Source organism: Marinomonas polaris DSM 16579 (assembly GCF_900129155.1).
Classification (GTDB): Bacteria; Pseudomonadota; Gammaproteobacteria; order Pseudomonadales; family Marinomonadaceae; genus Marinomonas; species Marinomonas polaris.
The window spans coordinates 24094-41876 of record NZ_FQVF01000009.1 but is presented as its reverse complement, the minus strand read 5'-3'; the positions used below and the strand labels follow the sequence as shown (position 1 = coordinate 41876).

General features: G+C 42.2%; 20 protein-coding genes. 3 read left to right on the top strand and 17 right to left on the bottom strand.

Annotated elements, in window-relative coordinates:
* Positions 1-53: 53 nt before the first annotated feature.
* The 14 genes from BUA59_RS10905 to BUA59_RS10845 form a co-directional block, all read right to left on the bottom strand.
* Positions 54-653, bottom strand: a complete 600-nt coding sequence (locus BUA59_RS10905; protein WP_072839738.1) for a class I SAM-dependent methyltransferase — start codon at positions 651-653, stop codon at positions 54-56.
* An 89-nt stretch (positions 654-742) separates the two neighbouring features.
* Complete coding sequence (locus BUA59_RS10900; protein WP_100637230.1) at positions 743-1114, bottom strand: VOC family protein; 372 nt, start codon at positions 1112-1114, stop codon at positions 743-745.
* 65 nt (positions 1115-1179) lie between these two features.
* Positions 1180-1371 carry a hypothetical protein gene (locus BUA59_RS23600; RefSeq protein ID WP_139248857.1) on the bottom strand — a complete coding sequence of 64 codons (192 nt, stop codon included), beginning with the start codon at positions 1369-1371 and terminating at the stop codon, positions 1180-1182.
* An 82-nt stretch (positions 1372-1453) separates the two neighbouring features.
* Entirely contained in the window at positions 1454-1969 is a 516-nt protein-coding gene (locus BUA59_RS10895; RefSeq protein WP_084122356.1) for a ClbS/DfsB family four-helix bundle protein, read from the bottom strand.
* A 574-nt stretch (positions 1970-2543) separates the two neighbouring features.
* Positions 2544-3326 carry a class II glutamine amidotransferase gene (locus BUA59_RS10890; protein ID WP_072839735.1) on the bottom strand — a complete coding sequence of 261 codons (783 nt, stop codon included), beginning with the start codon at positions 3324-3326 and terminating at the stop codon, positions 2544-2546.
* The gene (locus BUA59_RS10885) at positions 3319-5187 is read right to left on the bottom strand and encodes a VWA domain-containing protein (protein WP_072839734.1); all 1869 of its coding nucleotides are present in this window, start codon (positions 5185-5187) and stop codon (positions 3319-3321) included. The genes BUA59_RS10890 and BUA59_RS10885 overlap by 8 nt, the downstream gene beginning before the upstream one ends.
* A 70-nt stretch (positions 5188-5257) precedes the next feature.
* Entirely contained in the window at positions 5258-5737 is a 480-nt protein-coding gene (locus BUA59_RS10880; protein WP_072839733.1) for a YcgN family cysteine cluster protein, read from the bottom strand.
* Positions 5738-5754: 17 nt separating this feature from the next.
* Entirely contained in the window at positions 5755-6048 is a 294-nt protein-coding gene (locus BUA59_RS10875) for a YcgL domain-containing protein (RefSeq protein WP_072839732.1), read from the bottom strand.
* Positions 6049-6095: 47 nt separating this feature from the next.
* Positions 6096-7235: a ribonuclease D gene (rnd, locus tag BUA59_RS10870; RefSeq protein WP_072839731.1), complete on the bottom strand. Its 1140-nt coding sequence runs from the start codon at positions 7233-7235 to the stop codon at positions 6096-6098.
* 1 nt (position 7236) lies between these two features.
* Positions 7237-7830, bottom strand: coding sequence for a recombination mediator RecR (recR, locus tag BUA59_RS10865; protein ID WP_012070230.1), 594 nt, complete (start codon positions 7828-7830; stop codon positions 7237-7239).
* A 9-nt stretch (positions 7831-7839) separates the two neighbouring features.
* Positions 7840-8166: a YbaB/EbfC family nucleoid-associated protein gene (locus BUA59_RS10860; protein WP_012070231.1), complete on the bottom strand. Its 327-nt coding sequence runs from the start codon at positions 8164-8166 to the stop codon at positions 7840-7842.
* Between the two features lie 17 nt (positions 8167-8183).
* Positions 8184-10475, bottom strand: coding sequence for a DNA polymerase III subunit gamma/tau (dnaX, locus tag BUA59_RS10855; protein WP_072839730.1), 2292 nt, complete (start codon positions 10473-10475; stop codon positions 8184-8186).
* A 205-nt stretch (positions 10476-10680) separates the two neighbouring features.
* Positions 10681-11676, bottom strand: a complete 996-nt coding sequence (gene trhO, locus BUA59_RS10850) for an oxygen-dependent tRNA uridine(34) hydroxylase TrhO (protein WP_072839729.1) — start codon at positions 11674-11676, stop codon at positions 10681-10683.
* 125 nt (positions 11677-11801) lie between these two features.
* The gene (locus BUA59_RS10845; protein WP_084122354.1) at positions 11802-12494 is read right to left on the bottom strand and encodes a 2OG-Fe(II) oxygenase; all 693 of its coding nucleotides are present in this window, start codon (positions 12492-12494) and stop codon (positions 11802-11804) included.
* A gap of 117 nt (positions 12495-12611) precedes the next feature.
* Between BUA59_RS10845 and radD the strand changes: the two genes are divergently transcribed.
* On the top strand, positions 12612-14372 hold the full coding sequence (gene radD / locus BUA59_RS10840) for a DNA repair helicase RadD (RefSeq protein WP_072839728.1): 1761 nt from the start codon (positions 12612-12614) through the stop codon (positions 14370-14372).
* 5 nt (positions 14373-14377) lie between these two features.
* On the opposite strand, the gene BUA59_RS10835 is transcribed toward radD, so the two are convergent.
* Together BUA59_RS10835 and BUA59_RS10830 are read right to left on the bottom strand one after the other, a co-directional pair.
* Positions 14378-14965 carry a TetR/AcrR family transcriptional regulator gene (locus BUA59_RS10835; protein WP_072839727.1) on the bottom strand — a complete coding sequence of 196 codons (588 nt, stop codon included), beginning with the start codon at positions 14963-14965 and terminating at the stop codon, positions 14378-14380.
* 82 nt (positions 14966-15047) lie between these two features.
* Positions 15048-15812 (bottom strand): DUF1499 domain-containing protein, encoded by a 765-nt coding sequence (locus BUA59_RS10830; RefSeq protein WP_072839726.1) that lies wholly within the window; start codon positions 15810-15812, stop codon positions 15048-15050.
* Positions 15813-16109: 297 nt separating this feature from the next.
* On the opposite strand from BUA59_RS10830, the gene BUA59_RS10825 reads away from it, so the two are divergent.
* Positions 16110-16820, top strand: a complete 711-nt coding sequence (locus tag BUA59_RS10825; protein ID WP_072839725.1) for a tRNA-uridine aminocarboxypropyltransferase — start codon at positions 16110-16112, stop codon at positions 16818-16820.
* Positions 16821-16877: 57 nt separating this feature from the next.
* On the opposite strand, the gene BUA59_RS10820 is transcribed toward BUA59_RS10825, so the two are convergent.
* A complete protein-coding gene (locus BUA59_RS10820; protein WP_072839724.1) occupies positions 16878-17360 on the bottom strand; it encodes a DUF2947 family protein in 483 nt (160 codons plus the stop codon).
* A gap of 164 nt (positions 17361-17524) precedes the next feature.
* On the opposite strand from BUA59_RS10820, the gene BUA59_RS10815 reads away from it, so the two are divergent.
* The gene (locus BUA59_RS10815) at positions 17525-17716 is read left to right on the top strand and encodes a hypothetical protein (RefSeq protein ID WP_072839723.1); all 192 of its coding nucleotides are present in this window, start codon (positions 17525-17527) and stop codon (positions 17714-17716) included.
* Positions 17717-17783 lie beyond the last annotated feature (67 nt).

Below are 17783 nucleotides of genomic sequence, written 5' to 3'. Positions count from 1 at the left end.
AATGGGAAGCCCAACAAAAGTGCTGAGCGTTAGTAATCTCTCATAACTCTTTGTTAGGCTTTTTCTACCACTAGGTAAGTATGAAGTTCAGGATATTGGTCAAACTCTAAGTGCCTGATAATACAACCAAGCTCAATGAATAACTTTAGGAAACCATTTAAACCAAGTGACGAATAGTAAACTTCTGGCCCCATAAAATTGTTAGTATGAAAACCCTCTTCATCTGTACCACCAAATGAAAAAATCAACACACCACCGACATTCAGACTTTCTACTAGTTTAGTAAGAACATTTCTTTGCTCTGACAAAGGAATATGCCAAATACTGTCCCATGCTGTTATGAAATCGTACTTCTCAGATAGTTCGCATTCACAAATGTCACCTTGCACAAAGCGAATATCCGGATGCTTTTTACGCGCAATATTTAGCATCTCATCGGAAATATCTAAACCTGATGGAGTAAAACCTTCACCTTGGAGTAAATCTATAAAGCGTCCAGTGCAACCGCAGCCAACGTCCAAAGCGTTGCCTCGACTCTTAACAAAACTAATTGCTTTCTTGTGCTGAGAAATCCCATTATTTATATCAAATTCTTCACTATTCCAAATATGAGTGATTTGATTATATGCTTTCCCGATATCTTCTGGCTTCACCCTTTATCTCCCTTATAAAGCCTAACATTGCTAACTGCGACCAAACTCAGAACACTCCAGCGCACGAAGCCCCAAGCAACTAGTCTTTGTTATGCATCTTGATCTATTCTCAACTGAAATATATTGCCCTCACAGTCATGAGCATCACATACTTTTCGGCCACCAAATTCCCAATTTTTTGGAGGAAAGACAGAACCACCTTTGTTTTTAATCATCTCACTAATTATCTCTAATGGAGTATTAATAAAAAATGTTGGTTTGATCGGAGTACTCGCTCTTGGAGAGTGCAAGTCGGAAACCGTTTTAGAAGCCTCTGTCTCAAGCAACACCAACTCAAAATCGCCATCCGCCAATAAAGCATATGAATTATCCCCTTCAACTTTATTAAGCGCGAAGACGTGAGAATAAAAATCAGACAATCGGCTAACTGAAGAAGCGTACATCACAAATCCTGTTTTCATATGCCTATCATATGCCTCAATCTTGGTTACACAATGTCGGTAGTTTTCTGGGCATGCACATTAGCTTATCGATGCAACACCTCACCAGTTCTAATATTAAATGAGCCTATACATGGCTGTTGAACGTCACGCCCAAACTCTTCACAAGATAAAAGATATTCATCTACCGAACAACGAAACTCGGCTTCAAGCTCTTTCAACGTCGTCGCTTCATACATCGCTAACAGGTTTCTTAGGTCATTTAAAAAATATGACAATCATTAACGCTCCGTTAAGCAGTGAACAACACGCTGATTGCATCGATGCTTCACTGAAGTTAGAAATACCATGTACTGGCTATCAGCTTAAGCCGTTACTTTTGTTAAATCGCCTAACTTTGGTACGCATATTTTTCATTGGTGATGATGTATTGAACTGAATCATTCGACCTAACGTCCATTTTTCATACCATGTCGTTTCATACAATTCTTCATTGCTTAAACTTGAAACTAAAGAGATAAGCTCGTTAATAGTTGAGTCCAACTCCTTGAGTAAGTCTTCATATTTCCAGTCACTGTACTCATCATGAAAACTGACAGCCAATAAACCAAGCTGATTCCATTTATAGCCAGTATCTGGGAAATCCACCGGAAGACCTTGAGACTTCAAACTATGCCACTTCAAGACCAACTTCCCCCAGCCTACAAGGTAGGTAACAGTGTCACAAACACTAATTTGTGTTCCTTTTATATTACCCTCAAGCTCGCACTTACGTGAAAGTGACTCTGGAACAATCCGGTAATCGTCCATAAGTTTGGGAAATATCGAGTTTATGGCAAAGAGCAGCTCATCTTTTGATTGTGGAACTGAGGACATACTTTCCTCCATTTACATAACATAAGAGTTAAAAGGCGGACTTCAGCCCGCCTCAATAAGCGCAACAAATAGTTTGATCCACTTATTAGACATTGCTCACTATAACTTCACAATTTGTCAAGGAAGTGTTCAAGTATCTCATCATCAGCATAATTAAATAAACCAGTGGAACGCCAGCCTAGGTGTCGATAAAACCAAATCACCTAGGTGTAATGGCAACAGGGAACATCAACAGAGCATAAAACCGGAAAAATGAGCGTGCGTATTGTGTTCTTTTAAAAAGAATAAAAAGAAGTTATTTGAAGGGTCAATCGTCCATTAATTTCTTTGCTTTTGATTCCTTTACGTAGCAAATGTAACGCGAGTTAAAGTAGATTTCCAGAGAGGTTGTCGGCACCTGCTTGAAAATCAAAAATTACCACAACCTGCTTTCACTAATAAAACCATGAAAGCCAAAGCAAATCCCATAAGCGAGGTCAAACGATAGTCTCGAGCGACGGGGATTGCTTTGGCTTTTGCTGATTAGAAAACAACCCCATCTTCCGTCTTCCCCTTTCTTCAAGGGTAATAGACTTTAGTTCGCTTTGATCTGACAAACCACTTCGCCACCTTCAAACACACATAGCTCACCTTCTTCCATTTGTTGCCACGTTTCGTCGTGGGTTAATGGTTGTGTGGCGATGACGGTGACGACGTCTTTGTCTGTGGTGACTTCTTTGAAATCAATAATGACATCTTCATCTGACAAGGTGGCTTTCTTAAATGGCGCTCGACGGGTAATCCAATGCAACTTGGTGGTACAAAAGCAATATAAGCGCACACCATCAGACAACATCATGTTGAACACACCACGTTTTTTTAGCTGCAAAGCTAATGCCGATAGCGCTTCAGACACTTCTGTTAAGCTTGGTTCCTTATCACCAAAGCGTGTTTGTAGTTGCTCAACGATCCAACAAAAAGCGCGCTCGGAGTCTGTGCTACCCAATGGGTGATGAAAAGTAATCGGTAAGGAATCCGCTGCTTCTAATTGCCCGTTATGAGCATAAGTCCAAGTTTTACCCCATAACAAACGACTAAACGGATGTGTATTTAATAAACACACCTCACCTACGTTGGCTTGGCGGATATGACTGATCACGATATCGCATTTTAATGATGTGTTGCTGATGACTTCCGCCATATCCGAATCAGCACTCGGTCTTGGGTCGTGGATCGCCCAAACATAGCCATCACGATACATAGCCATTCCCCAGCCATCTTTATGAGGACCAGTACGCCCGCCACGAGCACGTAAACCAGAAAAACTAAAACATATATCGGTCGGCACATTGGCGCTCATGCCCAATAACTCACACATCGTCTAGATCATCTCTTCTAAGGGATTGATTTTTCTTTATACGACGATACAAAAATATACCGCCAGCTATCACCACAATGCCTCCTAGATTTAGTGCGGCATACAAAACCCATTCTGATGTTGATAGATTGTTTGCTTTATCTAAAACTTGATCAGCTACAGACTCTTCCGTTGCTGAACTCTCTTTTGGTAATGGATCAGAAGTTTCTGCAACATCGTCGACAATAGACACAGATGGTGGAACGAACACAGGAGCCACATCATTGTTAGACGAAGGTTCTGACATATTGAGCGAACTATTCATATCGCCATTCACCAAAGTAACGATTGGCGCGCCATTTCCTTGTCGATCAAAGTGCCACATCGGCGTCCAATAATCAAAACGCTGTCCAGTTTGAGTCATACCAATCAACTTAGCTCGGACATTAACATTATCGCCCGGAGAAACTGGAATGATTTTTTCCCAATAACCTTGCCCAACAAGGGGCATTTCTTCCGTCTCGGTGGTGCCATTATTGTAGGTAAACTCAAGCTTCACATTAGAACGCAGCATGTTCAGTTTTAAGTTCACAGGCTTCGCAGAAAACGCGACTAAATTACCGCCAGGACTCGTACCTTCGAATTCAATAGCAGGATGAACGGTAAAAAACTGGCTAAGCTGGCGAGAGAAGGTTTTGCCATCTAATAAGCTGACAAGCTCATAATTGCCCGGTTCGTTAATGCCGTCTAAACGCTGTTTAAATTGCTCATTCGTTCTCACCGTATCCTGAGAGAAAATAGTCTCTTTTTGTTCGCCACTTAAACGTACTAACGTTTGTTTTACGTCCAGTAGATTCAGCACTTTGTCGTCTTTGATTAGCTCATTTTTTTGAAACAAGCCGACAGTTGAATAAATAGGTTCATTCTGAAATATCACGGGTGCGACAGGTGTTGCTTGCGCGCTTAAATCTGTAATCACGCGAATGCTGCTTCGATCAAGATCAACATTATTGACTTGCCATGTACCAGACGCAGGACCGCGAACTGTTATTAGGGTGTAATGATCCGAACTAGAGACAGACACTTCGGCATTGCTAACCAGTGACAATAACTTACCATCAGGTTTGACAATATGAGGCTGTATACCGTTTTCGTGGAAAACAACAAGTGTAAGCTCTTGGATCGCATCGTCCACTGTAAAACGATTACCATCGAATGGTAATTCATCTGAGGGTGAAGCTTGGGAGAAAATACGGTCAAACGTGTCTAATAAGTCTTCAGGAATAGCGACTTCAGTGTGTGTTGCGTCAGTGCGCAATGACAAGGATTCAAGTAACGCTTTGTCGGTGTAACCCGTCATAGAAATAGTATGAAGATGAATACCACGCTCTTCTAACTTGGACGTTAATTGATTAAGAATACGATCACGAGAAGCTTTGTTCACCGCCTCTTCCAAACTGATGTCTACCATGCCATCAGTAACTAAAATCCAATGACGATTAAAGCCAGGCTTTAGGTTTCCCGAGTCGGGTGTTTCCAACAAAAGCTTGATAATGGCTTCTAAATCGGTTTTGACATCTTGCGTCACATAACTATCTACATAGCTCGCCAGTTTAGTTTTATTGGCTTTATTAACGATTGCTTCAGGTAAGAGCACTCTAGGCTCCTCGCCAAACAACCAAATCCCTAGTGTGGCTTTTTCTTCAGGCGCAAGATTAGAAATAAGACGCAACGCCTCAGATGTAAGCTTATCAGGATCACTGATCAACATACTGCCAGAGGCATCAACAATGACACGGAACTGAGTGTCCGCTTTACTCAACGGCATCCACAAGGATAAAACAGCCACTAACAACACAGTATTTATTTTCAACCACTTCACGTTTGCGAACTCCTTGAACTACTTTACTTTGCTGAATTTAGCGACCATTTGCCGTAACTAAGCCGAGATCTCAAATTATATCATACGGTTCCGGCATACCATGTACCCATTTAATAACATGGGTTTCCCACTCTTCTTCATCAACGGTATTTTCATTCACCGCATAATGGCGAACAGTTAGCCCTTGGCGAAGCATTTCTTTATCACTACCAACCACCAAAGGGTGCCAATTCGGCAAGTCTTTGGTTTCGTACAATACACGATAACTACAGGTATCAGGTAACCAATGAAATTCGTCAACCTGATCAGGTGTTAGCGTAATACATGTCGATACTTTATCTTGTCGAGTTTCATAGACCTTACACTGGCAAGAACCAATATTCAGTTGATGACAAGATAAATTGGTATAAAACACCTCTTCGGTTTCATCGTCTTGTAATTTTTGCAGGCAACATTTACCGCATCCATCACAAATAGATTCCCATTCGACTGGAGACATTTTCTCCAGTGGAGTGGTTTTCCAAAAAGGCTCGTAACGCTTTGCAATCATTCTCTAAATCCAAGTAATTAATAAACCGCTTGCGTCGGTGTTTTATATAAATCCAACAAATACTCTTCCTTCACTGGCGGTAATTGCAAATAAAAACCTTTTTCACGAATGCCTTTAGTGACACTTTCTGGTGTCGCGCGAGCTAACTTACTTTCATTGGTCAACAACATGGTCATCGCACTGATGCCTTTGCCAAACCGAGTCATTAACTCTTCAGGGATTTCTTTCAATCCCTTGCTTTTTTCCACATACAAGTACATTCCATCATGTTTGCTGGAACGAAATACTTCTACGATTAAATGCTGTTTCATATTTTACCCTTGGCGCTATAAGGCCATTTTAGGACTTTTAAATCTTTCTATTTTTTAAACCTATTCAATATAGGATCAACAATCACATCACGACGCCAGCCAGTCATTGCAGGATTTTGCAAGTCAATCTCAGTACCTTCGTACAAATGACGCACTAATGGATCCAACAACTTACGCTTCATCATAGCTTCCGGCGCAATATTTAACATCTCAGCTTTATCACGAATAAACGCTTTAATTGCTTTCGTTAAATCACCGGCCTGAGATGGTAAAGGGATTTCCAACGGCAATTGATATTCATCAGGTGACAATTCATTCACCAAAGCGACATTTTGCAAAATAACCTCACCATACAAACGGTGCTGACGGCCAGTTAGCTCTTCCGCCTCAGAAACTGCTTTATGATGTGTCGGCAAGGTTTTCGCCAACGACCAAAGAGTACGATCTTTTAATATCTGCCCTTTAGGCACGTCTTCTTTACGAGCTTGCTCATCACGCCAAATAAACAGCAAACGCAATAAGGTTAAACCAGCTGGCGTCAAACGCCACGCGGTTTTAATGCCATCCCAGTTTTGCTCTGGATCAGAGTTCATCTGGTATTGCCATTTCAATGAATCGCAATCTTCCATTGCCCATTCGAGCATGTTTTTCGCTTCTAAACGGGCAATTTGCATTGGATAGACTTTTGCCAGATAAACCACATCAAGCGCTGCATAACGCTTTTGTGCATCCGTTAAAGGACGTTGAACCCAGTCCGAACGAGTTTCATCTTTCGCTACTTCAATTTGCAAATATTCATGAATCAGCTTCACATAGCTTAGCGACCATTGCGCGCTAGCATAGGCTTCACCAATTTGAGTATCGTAAAAAGGCGTAGGTAACACACCTAACAAACGATCAAAAACATCCAAATCTTCGGAACAAGCATGAAACACTTTCATCACCGAAGGGTCCACCATCAGGTTACGAAGAGGTTCCCATTCGTCGATGCTCAATGGATCAATCAGTACGGCTTTCTCGCCTTCACTAATTTGAATGAGCCCCGTAATTGGAAAATAGGTTGTGCGACGAATGAATTCTGTATCGACCGCAATTACAGGCAAATCTGCCCAATAATCACACCAGCTCGCCAGCGACTCATTATCCGCAACCCACACAATATTAAGAGCATCATCTTGATCATTCATACTAGAGTTTCTTCCGTCCCTCTAGCGCTAAAGCCAGAGTGTTTCCATCAACGTATTCCAGTTCGCCACCCATAGGAACACCATGGGCAATACGACTGACATTAATGTTCAATGTTTTTAATTTTTCAGCAATATAGTGACAAGTCGCCTCGCCTTCTACTGTTGAGTTAGTGGCAATAATCGCTTCTTCCACTTCATTATGCTGAACCAAAGCTTCTAAACGATCTAAGCCTAATTCTTCCGGACCAATGCCATCAATAGGTGACAAATGCCCTAGCAAAACAAAATAACGCCCAGAAAAGCTACCTGCAGATTCGATTGCAACGACGTCTGCTGGTGTTTCTACAATACATAAATGCTTTGCATCACGCTCGGGATCTGTGCAAATCCCGCACTCTGACTCTTCCGTCAAAGTACGGCAACTTGAACAACGCCCGACTTTGTCGAGCGCCTCGCGCAATGCATTTGCTAGTCTATCTGCCCCTTGATGATCACGTTCCAATAAATACAATGCCATCTTTTGCGCCGACCTTGGTCCAACGCCCGGTAAACAGCGTAATGATTCAATCAGTTCTTTAATTAAGGGACTAAACAAGGCTCGCTCCTAGAAAGGCATCTTGAAGCCAGGTGGCAAAGACATACCCGCTGTAGCAGCAGCCATTTTCTCTTTTTGAGTCACTTCGATATTACGAACAGCATCATTCACTGCTGCAGCGATCAAGTCTTCTAGCATTTCTTTGTCATCACCAAACAAAGAGTCATCAATAGAAACTCGTTTCACATCATGACGACCTGTCATCAGAATTTTTACAAGACCAGCACCCGCTTGACCTTCTACTTCCATATTGGCAATTTCTTCCTGCGCTTTCTGCATATTTTCTTGCATCTGCTGCGCCTGGCGCATCATGTTACCCATACCACCTTTAAACATAACTTTTGCTCTCCAATTTAAGCTTTAACTTTAACCGTATCGTAAACCAACTGCGCGCCCATCGTTGCCGACAAAGCCTGCACAACTGGATGTGAATTCAAATGTGTAATTGCCACTTGCAAGGCTTCTGCTCGCTTACTAGCGGCAAATTCTTCTGCGGTCACACCTGTGGTGTCTTCCACTGTATCTATAATCAAAGGCACCGTCATTGCGAAGAAATCGCTCAGTGCACTTTGTATTTGTTCGTAACGCACTTGGTTCAACATGTGCCCGTATTCTAAAGGCACTTCAAGTCGAATACCTTGATCACTTGCATCCACCAAGCTGGAATTCATTAAAATATTTTGCACCAAACCTGTCAAAGGCAAACGCGGTGCCACCAGCCACCAAAGCTTCATGGTTAGCTCATTATAATGGCTCATTTCTGGCAATGGCATACCTAATGCAGGTTGAGCAATGGTATCTGGTACTTTTGCTAGACGCGTATCAGGTTCTTTGCTTTCTTCGACGATTGGCGACTCTATAGGTTCCGCACCTAAGGCATCAACCAAGTCTGCCGCGGGATTAAATGGATCGACAATATCAGCAATGGCACGTTCTTCAGCTTCTTCTTCGTCCTCATCCTCATCACTTTCATCTAACAATTCTTTTGTGAATCTATCTTCAGCAATAACAAAAGATTTAGGCTCAAGTTCAGGCTTGCTAGCAGTCTCTACCTGTATGTCTGGCTCTTGCTGAGCAGTAGGCTCTAACGCAATGCTGACGGTCTGCAACTCTACATCAATAGACTTTTCTAGCTCACTGCTTTCTACTGCTGCGATTTCAACATCATCTAAAGTGATGGATTCAACATCTTCTTCAATATGGTCCTGAACAGCCTCACTCTGAGCGCTTTCGCTGTCAACAGAGACATGTTCAACAAAATATTCTTCAGCGACGACAGGTTCCGGTGCATCTTCCCAAGGCGGATGTTCAGCAGGTGCTGTAGACCGAACTGACTCTTGCACAGGTTCTGGCTCGATCATTTGCTCAGCAGGCTTAGTGACTAACGGCTCTTCTGATTCAGCTGCTAATGTTTTTTTTTCTGTAATCGGCGAAGACGGATAGTCAGGTTCTGCCGTTTGGTACATTGTTTCAGGCAATGTTTCAGATGATGCTACTGGCACAGTGTCTGTTTGAGCATTCATTACAGGCGGCGCATTATGACTAACCGCCATTGGCGGTACTGGACGGAAGGCTATCAGCCTTAGCATCAGCATTTCAAAACCCGCACGTGTAGAATGTGCTAAATGCAAATCACGACGGCCAATCAATAGGCTCTGATACATGATTTGTATTTCTTCAGAACTAACACTAGCAGCAATAGCTTGAATACGCGCCAAGTCACCCAGCTGATCCATTAATGCGCCCGGGACTTGTTGCTCTATCGCCACACGATGCAACACATCTAATAAGCTGCCGCATATAGCCGTAAAATCTGGCTGATAGTCAGCAAGTTGCTCAATACGAGTTAAGACTTGCGCCGCGTTTTTAGACGCAACACTTTCTAATAAATCTAGTACTTGCGCTTGATTCACCAAGCCCAACATTGCCGTCACGCCAGATTCCGAAATCGTGCCATTACCAAAGGCAATCGCTTGATCCGTCAAGCTCAACGCATCACGCATACTGCCATTTGCGGCTTGGCCAATTTGCCAAAGCGCAGGCTGATCAAAGTTAACTTCTTCGGTGGTAAGCACGGTTTGCAAATAATCCACCACGCGTTGCGGGGTCATATTTTTAAGGTTGAACTGCAAACAACGTGACAAAATCGTCACAGGAAGTTTCTGTGGATCGGTCGTTGCTAGTAAAAATTTGACGTGTGCTGGCGGCTCTTCAAGAGTTTTTAACAAGGCATTAAAGGAATGAGTCGACAACATGTGCACTTCGTCTATCAGGTAGACTTTAAAACGGCCACGAGTTGGCGCGTATTGCACGTTTTCTAATAATTCGCGGGTATCTTCTACTTTGGTACGAGATGCCGCATCCACTTCGATGAGGTCGACAAAACGACCTTCAGCGATTTCTCGGCAACTATCACAAGTTCCACAAGGCTCAGGCGAAATGCCATTGGTTTCACAGTTCAAGCATTTAGCGAAAATACGCGCGATAGTGGTTTTACCAACACCGCGTGTCCCGGTAAACAAATAGGCGTGATGCAAACGCTGTTGGCGTAAAGCATTCACCAACGCTTGAAGTACATGGTCTTGCCCAGCCATTTCAAGGAAAGTCTGTGGGCGCCATTTACGTGCTAAAACTTGATAACTCATGATGGATACTGGCTGATAAAAAGCGATTTTTTATTGTACGGCAGTACGAGCAATTTCGAAACCACTCTTAGTGCACAGGACAGCAGGTAATTAGGAGAAATAACAAAAAACTTCGCTATAAAGATCAATAGCTTAAATTTAGAACACATTTTCGCCCGATCTATCACCTGAAAATCTAAGTGATAGATCGAACAAAATCCTTCTGCTAGTTCGCTTTCGCTGCGCGGACCTTACGCTGGCGTTCTTTTTCTACTGCCTTTTCAACACGATGTTTTTCAACCGCATCTAATACTTCTGCACCAATATGTTCTTCACCACGAGAACGAGCAAGTTGAACTTGACGCTCACGTTCGATAAAACGCTGGCGCTGTTCATCAGTGTATTTATCTACACAATGCACACAACTCACGCCTTGAATATAATGCTCGCTTTGTTTCTCTTCTTCAGTAATAGGCATACGACAAGCATGACATTGGTCGTATTCACCTTTTTGTAGATCATGATTTACAGAAACACGATTATCAAAAACAAAACACTCACCTTCCCACAGAGTTTCTTCTTTTGGTACTTCTTCCAAGTACTTCAAGATCCCGCCTTCAAGGTGATAAACCTCTTCGAAACCTTGTTCTAACATATAAGCTGTGGATTTTTCGCAACGAATACCGCCAGTACAGAACATGGCAACTTTTTTGTGTTTCGCTGGATCCATGTTTTCTTTTACGTACGCTGGAAATTCACGAAAGGTATCGGTTTTTGGGTTTACTGCGTTTTTGAACGTGCCAATTTGCACTTCGTAATCGTTACGCGTATCAACCAAAACCACATCAGGATCAGAGATCAACGCATTCCATTCGCTTGGTTTAACATAAGTACCCACCACGCGTTTAGGATCGATGCCTTCAACCCCCATGGTAACGATTTCTTTTTTAAGCTTCACTTTCGTGCGATAGAAAGGCATATCTTCGTCATAAGACTCTTTGGAGACAATCTTATCCAAACCTGGTTGCTGATCTAACCAAGCCAACATGGTATCAATACCTTCACGAGTACCGGCAACCGTACCGTTAATACCTTCGCTAGCCAGCAACAAGGTGCCGCGAATACCATTATCTTCTAATGTTTTTTGAAGTGGTTCACGAAGGGACTCAAAATGAGGTAAGGCAACAAATTTATAAAGGGCACACACAACGACTTTAGACATAACTCTCTCCTATGCGATCTGGAACGTAAAACCAGAGCAATTAAACAAGGCGCGCATTATAGAGAGTTATAAACCATTTTTCGAGGCTAAATCCAAAAAAACCACACAAACAAGAGGGAGTAAATTTATTGGTCTGGATCAAGTGTAGAGCCTGTGGTGTTATTAACACGGAACCAGCCAGCGATACTGTGCCGTGTTCGTTTAGCCACCATCACTTCATGATAAAAGCATTCACTCAGAAACACAGCCAAACGACCTTTTTTAGGGAAAAAACGCCCGACTTCGATAGAAGGATCATTTTCATCATAAATAACCAATTCGCCGCCATCGCCATCTTGCCAGCCTTCGTTTAAATACAAAACGGTAGACAAAATACGATTACTTTCACCTTTGAAAGCATCTATGTGTTTTTCATAAAATGCGCCTTCCTCGTAACGAGCAAAGTGTGCCTCGTAATCAAACAAACCAAGAAACAAACGACGGTTCAGCGCAACGCGTAAGTCAGCCATCATTTTTAAGAAATCTACACGAACGGGCTTATCCGGATCTATCCACTGAATATAATCACGACGAGAATCTAATACGATTTGATGATCCTGTTTTCGCCCAACGCCAGCCTGCAACATAAAGACGTTTTGAATACTTTCTGCTTCATCCATCAAGGCTTGAGTAAAATCTGTTGAAAAAAAGTCATCCTGAACGCTCCAACCTTTTGTCTGTAGATCCATTAGCAAATTAGCAAATGGCTCTTCTCGACTAAAAGCTGGGATAGAGTTTTCAACATATAAACGCTTAGCAGGCAGGACTTCAGTAAACATAGATAGGTTCGTCACTTATAAAAAATCACTTGTAAAAAGGCAAATAACTACAGCAGCTATGATACTGTAGCCCAACAAACAAGACATCAAGATTTCGCCAGATAGATTTAAAAGACCATGACCCAAACCTTTCAATTACGAGACTATCAAATTCAAGCCGTTGAGGCCTCTTTGGTACACTTTCGTAATAGCGATGACCCAGCCGTTATTGTGCTTCCCACAGGCGCTGGCAAAAGCTTGGTAATTGCAGAACTTAGTCGACTCGCCAAAGGTCGAGTTATTTGTCTGGCGCATGTGAAAGAATTAGTTGAACAAAACCACGCTAAGTTTCTAGCAACAGGATCCTCAGCAGGGATTTTTTCTGCTGGCTTAAGCCAAAAAACCAGCACAGAGAAAACCACCTTTGCCAGCATTCAATCACTTTCCGCAAACCTTGCTGATTTCATCGAGCCAGTCAGTTTAATAATCATCGATGAATGCCATCGAGTTGGCATGGAAGAAAGCGGTCAGTACAACAAAACCATCGAGCATTTTCGAGCCCTAAACCCAAAAGTAAAAATTCTCGGCTTAACCGCCACGCCCTATCGTTTAGGCAGCGGCTGGATCTACCAAAATCATTACCATGGCTACACACGAACCTGCACAAACTCGCTCTTCAAGAAATGTATATTTGAACTACCGCTGCAACACATGGTTAAAAAAGGCTATTTAACCTCGCCAATCCATTACGATGCGGCCATTGCCCATTATGATTTCAGCCTACTGGCCGAAAGTTTAGATGGCGAGCAAAACACCGATGACATCGCGCTGAACGAGCTCATCCATAAACACCCTCGGGTTACTAAAGCCGTCACCGAACAAATATTGCAGCTTAGCCAAGATCGCCAAGGCGTAATGATTTTTGCTGCGACCATCGATCATGCAAAAGAAATCGCCAGTTACTTGCCCGCCGATAAAACCGCACTAATAACCGGCAAAACAAAACTCAAACAACGAGATTCATTGATCGCAGCGTTTAAAGCCAAAGATATTAAATACCTCGTTAATGTTTCGGTACTAACCACAGGATTTGACGCACCGCATGTGGACGTGATTGCTATATTGCGCCCAACCCAATCGATCAGTTTATTTCAGCAAATCGTTGGCCGTGGTTTGCGTTTAAGTCCTGGTAAAAAAGACTGCTTAGTCTTGGATTATACGAATAACGGCTACAATATCTTTCAGCCAGAAATTGGTGAGAAACGCCCAACCCAAGATTCTGTCGCCGTACAAGTTCATTGCCCAGCCTGTGACTTCGCCAATACGTTTTGGGGAAGAAAAGATGCCGAAGGTAACATTCTTGAGCATTTTGGGCGCCGTTGTCATGGCCTACTGAAAAACGCACAAGGTGAAGAGCAACAATGCAGCTATCGCTTTCGCTTTAAACGCTGCCCTTATTGTAATGAAGAAAATGATATCGCCGCGCGACAATGCCAGCATTGTACAGTGAAGCTTATCGATCCAGACGACTTACTCAGAAGCGCACTCAACCTAAAAAACAACAAAGTGCTACGCTGCTCAGGCATTACACCAGAACTAAATATAAAAGAAAAAAGTATCAAGATTATTTATCACGATGAGGACGGATTGACACTATCAGAGACATTCCGCTTTAATTTCAAGAAATCACGACAGACGTTTAATGATCTGTTTGCGCGCAGAATAGCCAATGGCAGCCAATCAATTCAGTTTGATAAAATTGAGGAAGTTGAGCGCTTTTTACCTTATCTTCCGACGCCAGATTTCGTCATTGCTAAGAAGCAAAAACAACACTGGCAAGTCACAGAGCGATTGTTCGACTACCAAGGCCCGTATAGAAAAGCTAACGAACTTAGTTAATCTCATCAACCTTTGTTTTTTAACGCATTACGATAAGAAACTTCAAACGGAAGATTCATACGCTTCAGATGATCGATCGCAGCTTGCCCAAGAACACCTTTTGGCACCCCAGTGAGCAAAACGAACCAATAGTTAGAAATCATATTTTCCGCAAAAATACTGGCCGTTTTATCGTCTACGCCCACTTGCTTAAAACGCTTGATAATACCTTCTGAAATTACGGTCATTTGATTGGTGTGAAAGCCACCTTTTGCCAAGCTATCCAACAACACTTGGCGAGTAAACTCTGCGTACGCATCATAAAATTCAAACAATACTTGTGCCATTTGCAGAAGATAATCAATGGGAGAGGAGCTGGCTTTTTGAGAAGCAACTGCAGCACGAAGCGCCACATCCATTTCATCAAAAAAGATATCTTTTACTAGGGAAAGTTTATCGGGAAAATGAACAAATAAGGTTCCGACTGCAATGCCAGCTTTATCACTTAGATAACGAGTACTGGTTGCTTCAATGCCCTGAGCCAGAAAAGCTTGCTTGGCAATGACTTTAATTTTAGATCGCGTATTGGCTTTTTGTTGCTGACGAAGACCCACCTGAACATTCCCCTAAGTAAGATACCAAGAGAGTTTAGCGTGTCTAATTTTCAAAGACGAGTGTAATTTAATACATGAAACATTAACGCATAGAACTTAGATTAGGCATAGATGATCGACTTAAAGACTCAGAAAGGTCTGCCATAAAGGACACAATTCGCTCGGCATTCACACCAAAATCGCCACTTCCCACTCTTGAACAGGAACGCATATCAACCCGAATTTTCTTAGGCTCTATCTGAGTAATACGAATCACCACATCATCTCGAAAGCCGAAAATAGGCGTACGAGCCGTTGCTTCGATAATACCGGCTCCGGAATACGTTGCCACCACATCCCAGCCACGTTCCTCAACCAACGCTGTTATAGCTGAATACACTGCTGTTTTGCTTTTTGTAGAAAATAGAGGCTGAACATCAGGATAATACTTATGCTGAATAGGTGCCCATTCACTGTTGTAACGTAGATCATTTTCTTGAGATTTTCGGATGAAGTTAACATTTAGAAAAGCGGGAGGGACATCTGTGTCAGTCGTAATATCATTTATGTCAGGTAAACCAGAGCGCTGCAGATAAAAACCAATCCACATAATGCTATACACCAACGACACGATCAGCACTAAAAAGAAAAATCTCTGACACGCTATATTTTTTTCTTTCCGACAAACACCTAGTGACACAGCAGCAAGCAAGGATAAAACTAAAGAGGCAAATACGCTTTTGCGAAGCATAGAAAAACCAGTTATTGGCTCAAAAATCCCAACTCGAACACCGGCAATAGATATAAACGCTATACACCCTACTAACATGAGAAGAACGTATAAAACCGGAGAGATATAACGACTCATAGACAACTCATAGCGAAAAAATAATATCTCACACCTTATCGCGACTTGAAGACAACGAACAGGAGCAACAAGCCTGTTTCAACGCATTCCTTTGTATTTGCATATTTTGTGTAAAGTTTTCCGCAAGACATCTAAAGAAGAGGCGTTTTTGTTAACAATTTGAAACATTTAACTCATATTAGCCCTTACTTTAATCACACCCCTAAATTATGAAAAATCAACATGAGGCCTACCTCACTCTAGACATTTCAAACAAAAAGCTGATAATGGCGCCGTTAAAAACAGAGCATAAATCACATGAAGGTTACGCCAAACAAACACTGTGTCGACACATTGCGAGAGCAGTGTAAAACAGACTCGATGAGGCCCTTCACCGCGAGAGGTTCCAATGCCATTCGCTGCCCTCATTGTCTAATGGCGGAATTTGCCTGCTTTTGTCACTTAAGAGAAAACCAAACCTCTCCTATAGAATTTATTCTGCTTTTCCATCGTGATGAAATCCACAAACCCACCAACAGTGGCAGACTTATCGCAGATTTATATCCAGATGACACTCAAGCCTATTTGTGGAGTAGAACCGAGCCACAACAAGCGTTGCTAGATCACATAGAAAACAAACAAGGGAATTGCACGATATTATTCCCAAACACAGAAACCGCTCAGGCACAGAAAAGACAAACAAGAAGTGCTGCCCCATCAAGTAATAAAGGCGATGAGAAACATACTTTTATTATCTTGGATGGGACATGGAAGCAGGCTAGTAAAATGTTTCATCAAAGCGAGTGGTTAAAAGACATTCCTCACTTTGAAATAAACAGCGAAGCGCAGCGCTCTTTTCTTGTTAGACACTCAAGCCATCAAATGCAATTTGCCACCGCTGAAGTTACCGCTATGTTGTTTGACGCACTAGGACATAGCAAACACAGTCAACAGCTACTTAGCTACTACCAAGCGTTCAACGAGCATTGCTTGATCAGTCGAAAACGTGGCAACAACGAGCACTTGTGAAATATTATTACAAAAAAAGAAAGCCTTCCAAAACAACGAAATACATGAATCTGCTAATTAAGATTCTCTAAACAGCAAATTTCCCCAACCATTAGAATGAAACTGTACTGCTTGTTTTTTCTTTTTACCGACCAAAACAGGCCCATTATCGAGGAACAAAAATGCTTTCCATGTGCGTTTAAAAACGCCCCAAGGAAGTTCAAAAACTAACTCGTTATGGCAGCAAAAAAACACCGTAGTATCATCACCCCAAGCAGAAAAATGCGCCAAGATCCCCTCCGGTAATGATGCCTGATCACTATCCCACGCTTTTTCCCACTGAAGCTTACCATCTGGGGCCTGTGTGCTGGCTTTCTTTAACCAATCTCGATCCGAAAAATGATCCGGATGTATTTGTTCATCACTAATGTAATCGCGCCAAATCTGGCCTGCACGCTGCTCACTTAACAAGCGAATTTCTTGCAAGTCTTCTGGCTCAACTTTTGGATCATTACGTTTAAAAATCCAACTCTTTGAAAACTGTTCTAACGATTGGTACAAGGAGGTTTCCTTAAATGTGTTCTTATCTAATAGATATAAAAAATGATGAAAAAAACTAACCTAACAAGTGAAAAAGGATCGTTTGTTCAATCGGTCAAGCTTAACTAGTATTAGCATTGTTGTAATAAAACAACATTTCTTAATTAGCAAATCAGGAGAATACTATGGACTCTCAACAACAATACGAAGCACTTTTAGCAAAATGGGGCTACGCAGATACTACAGTTGAAGACCACGCTCGCCGTCAAAGACGTGCTCGCCGTGTTAAAGCTGTTGTTACTTTCTTTAAAGCTACTGTAAAAGCAATCAAAAAAGTAAGCGCTCGTCCTCAGCAACTTGGTCAAACAAGTAACTAAGCTCCACAAGAATAAGCCCATAATAATTGGGTGTTAGTGTATCGTAAATAGATCTTTTTAAGGGGAG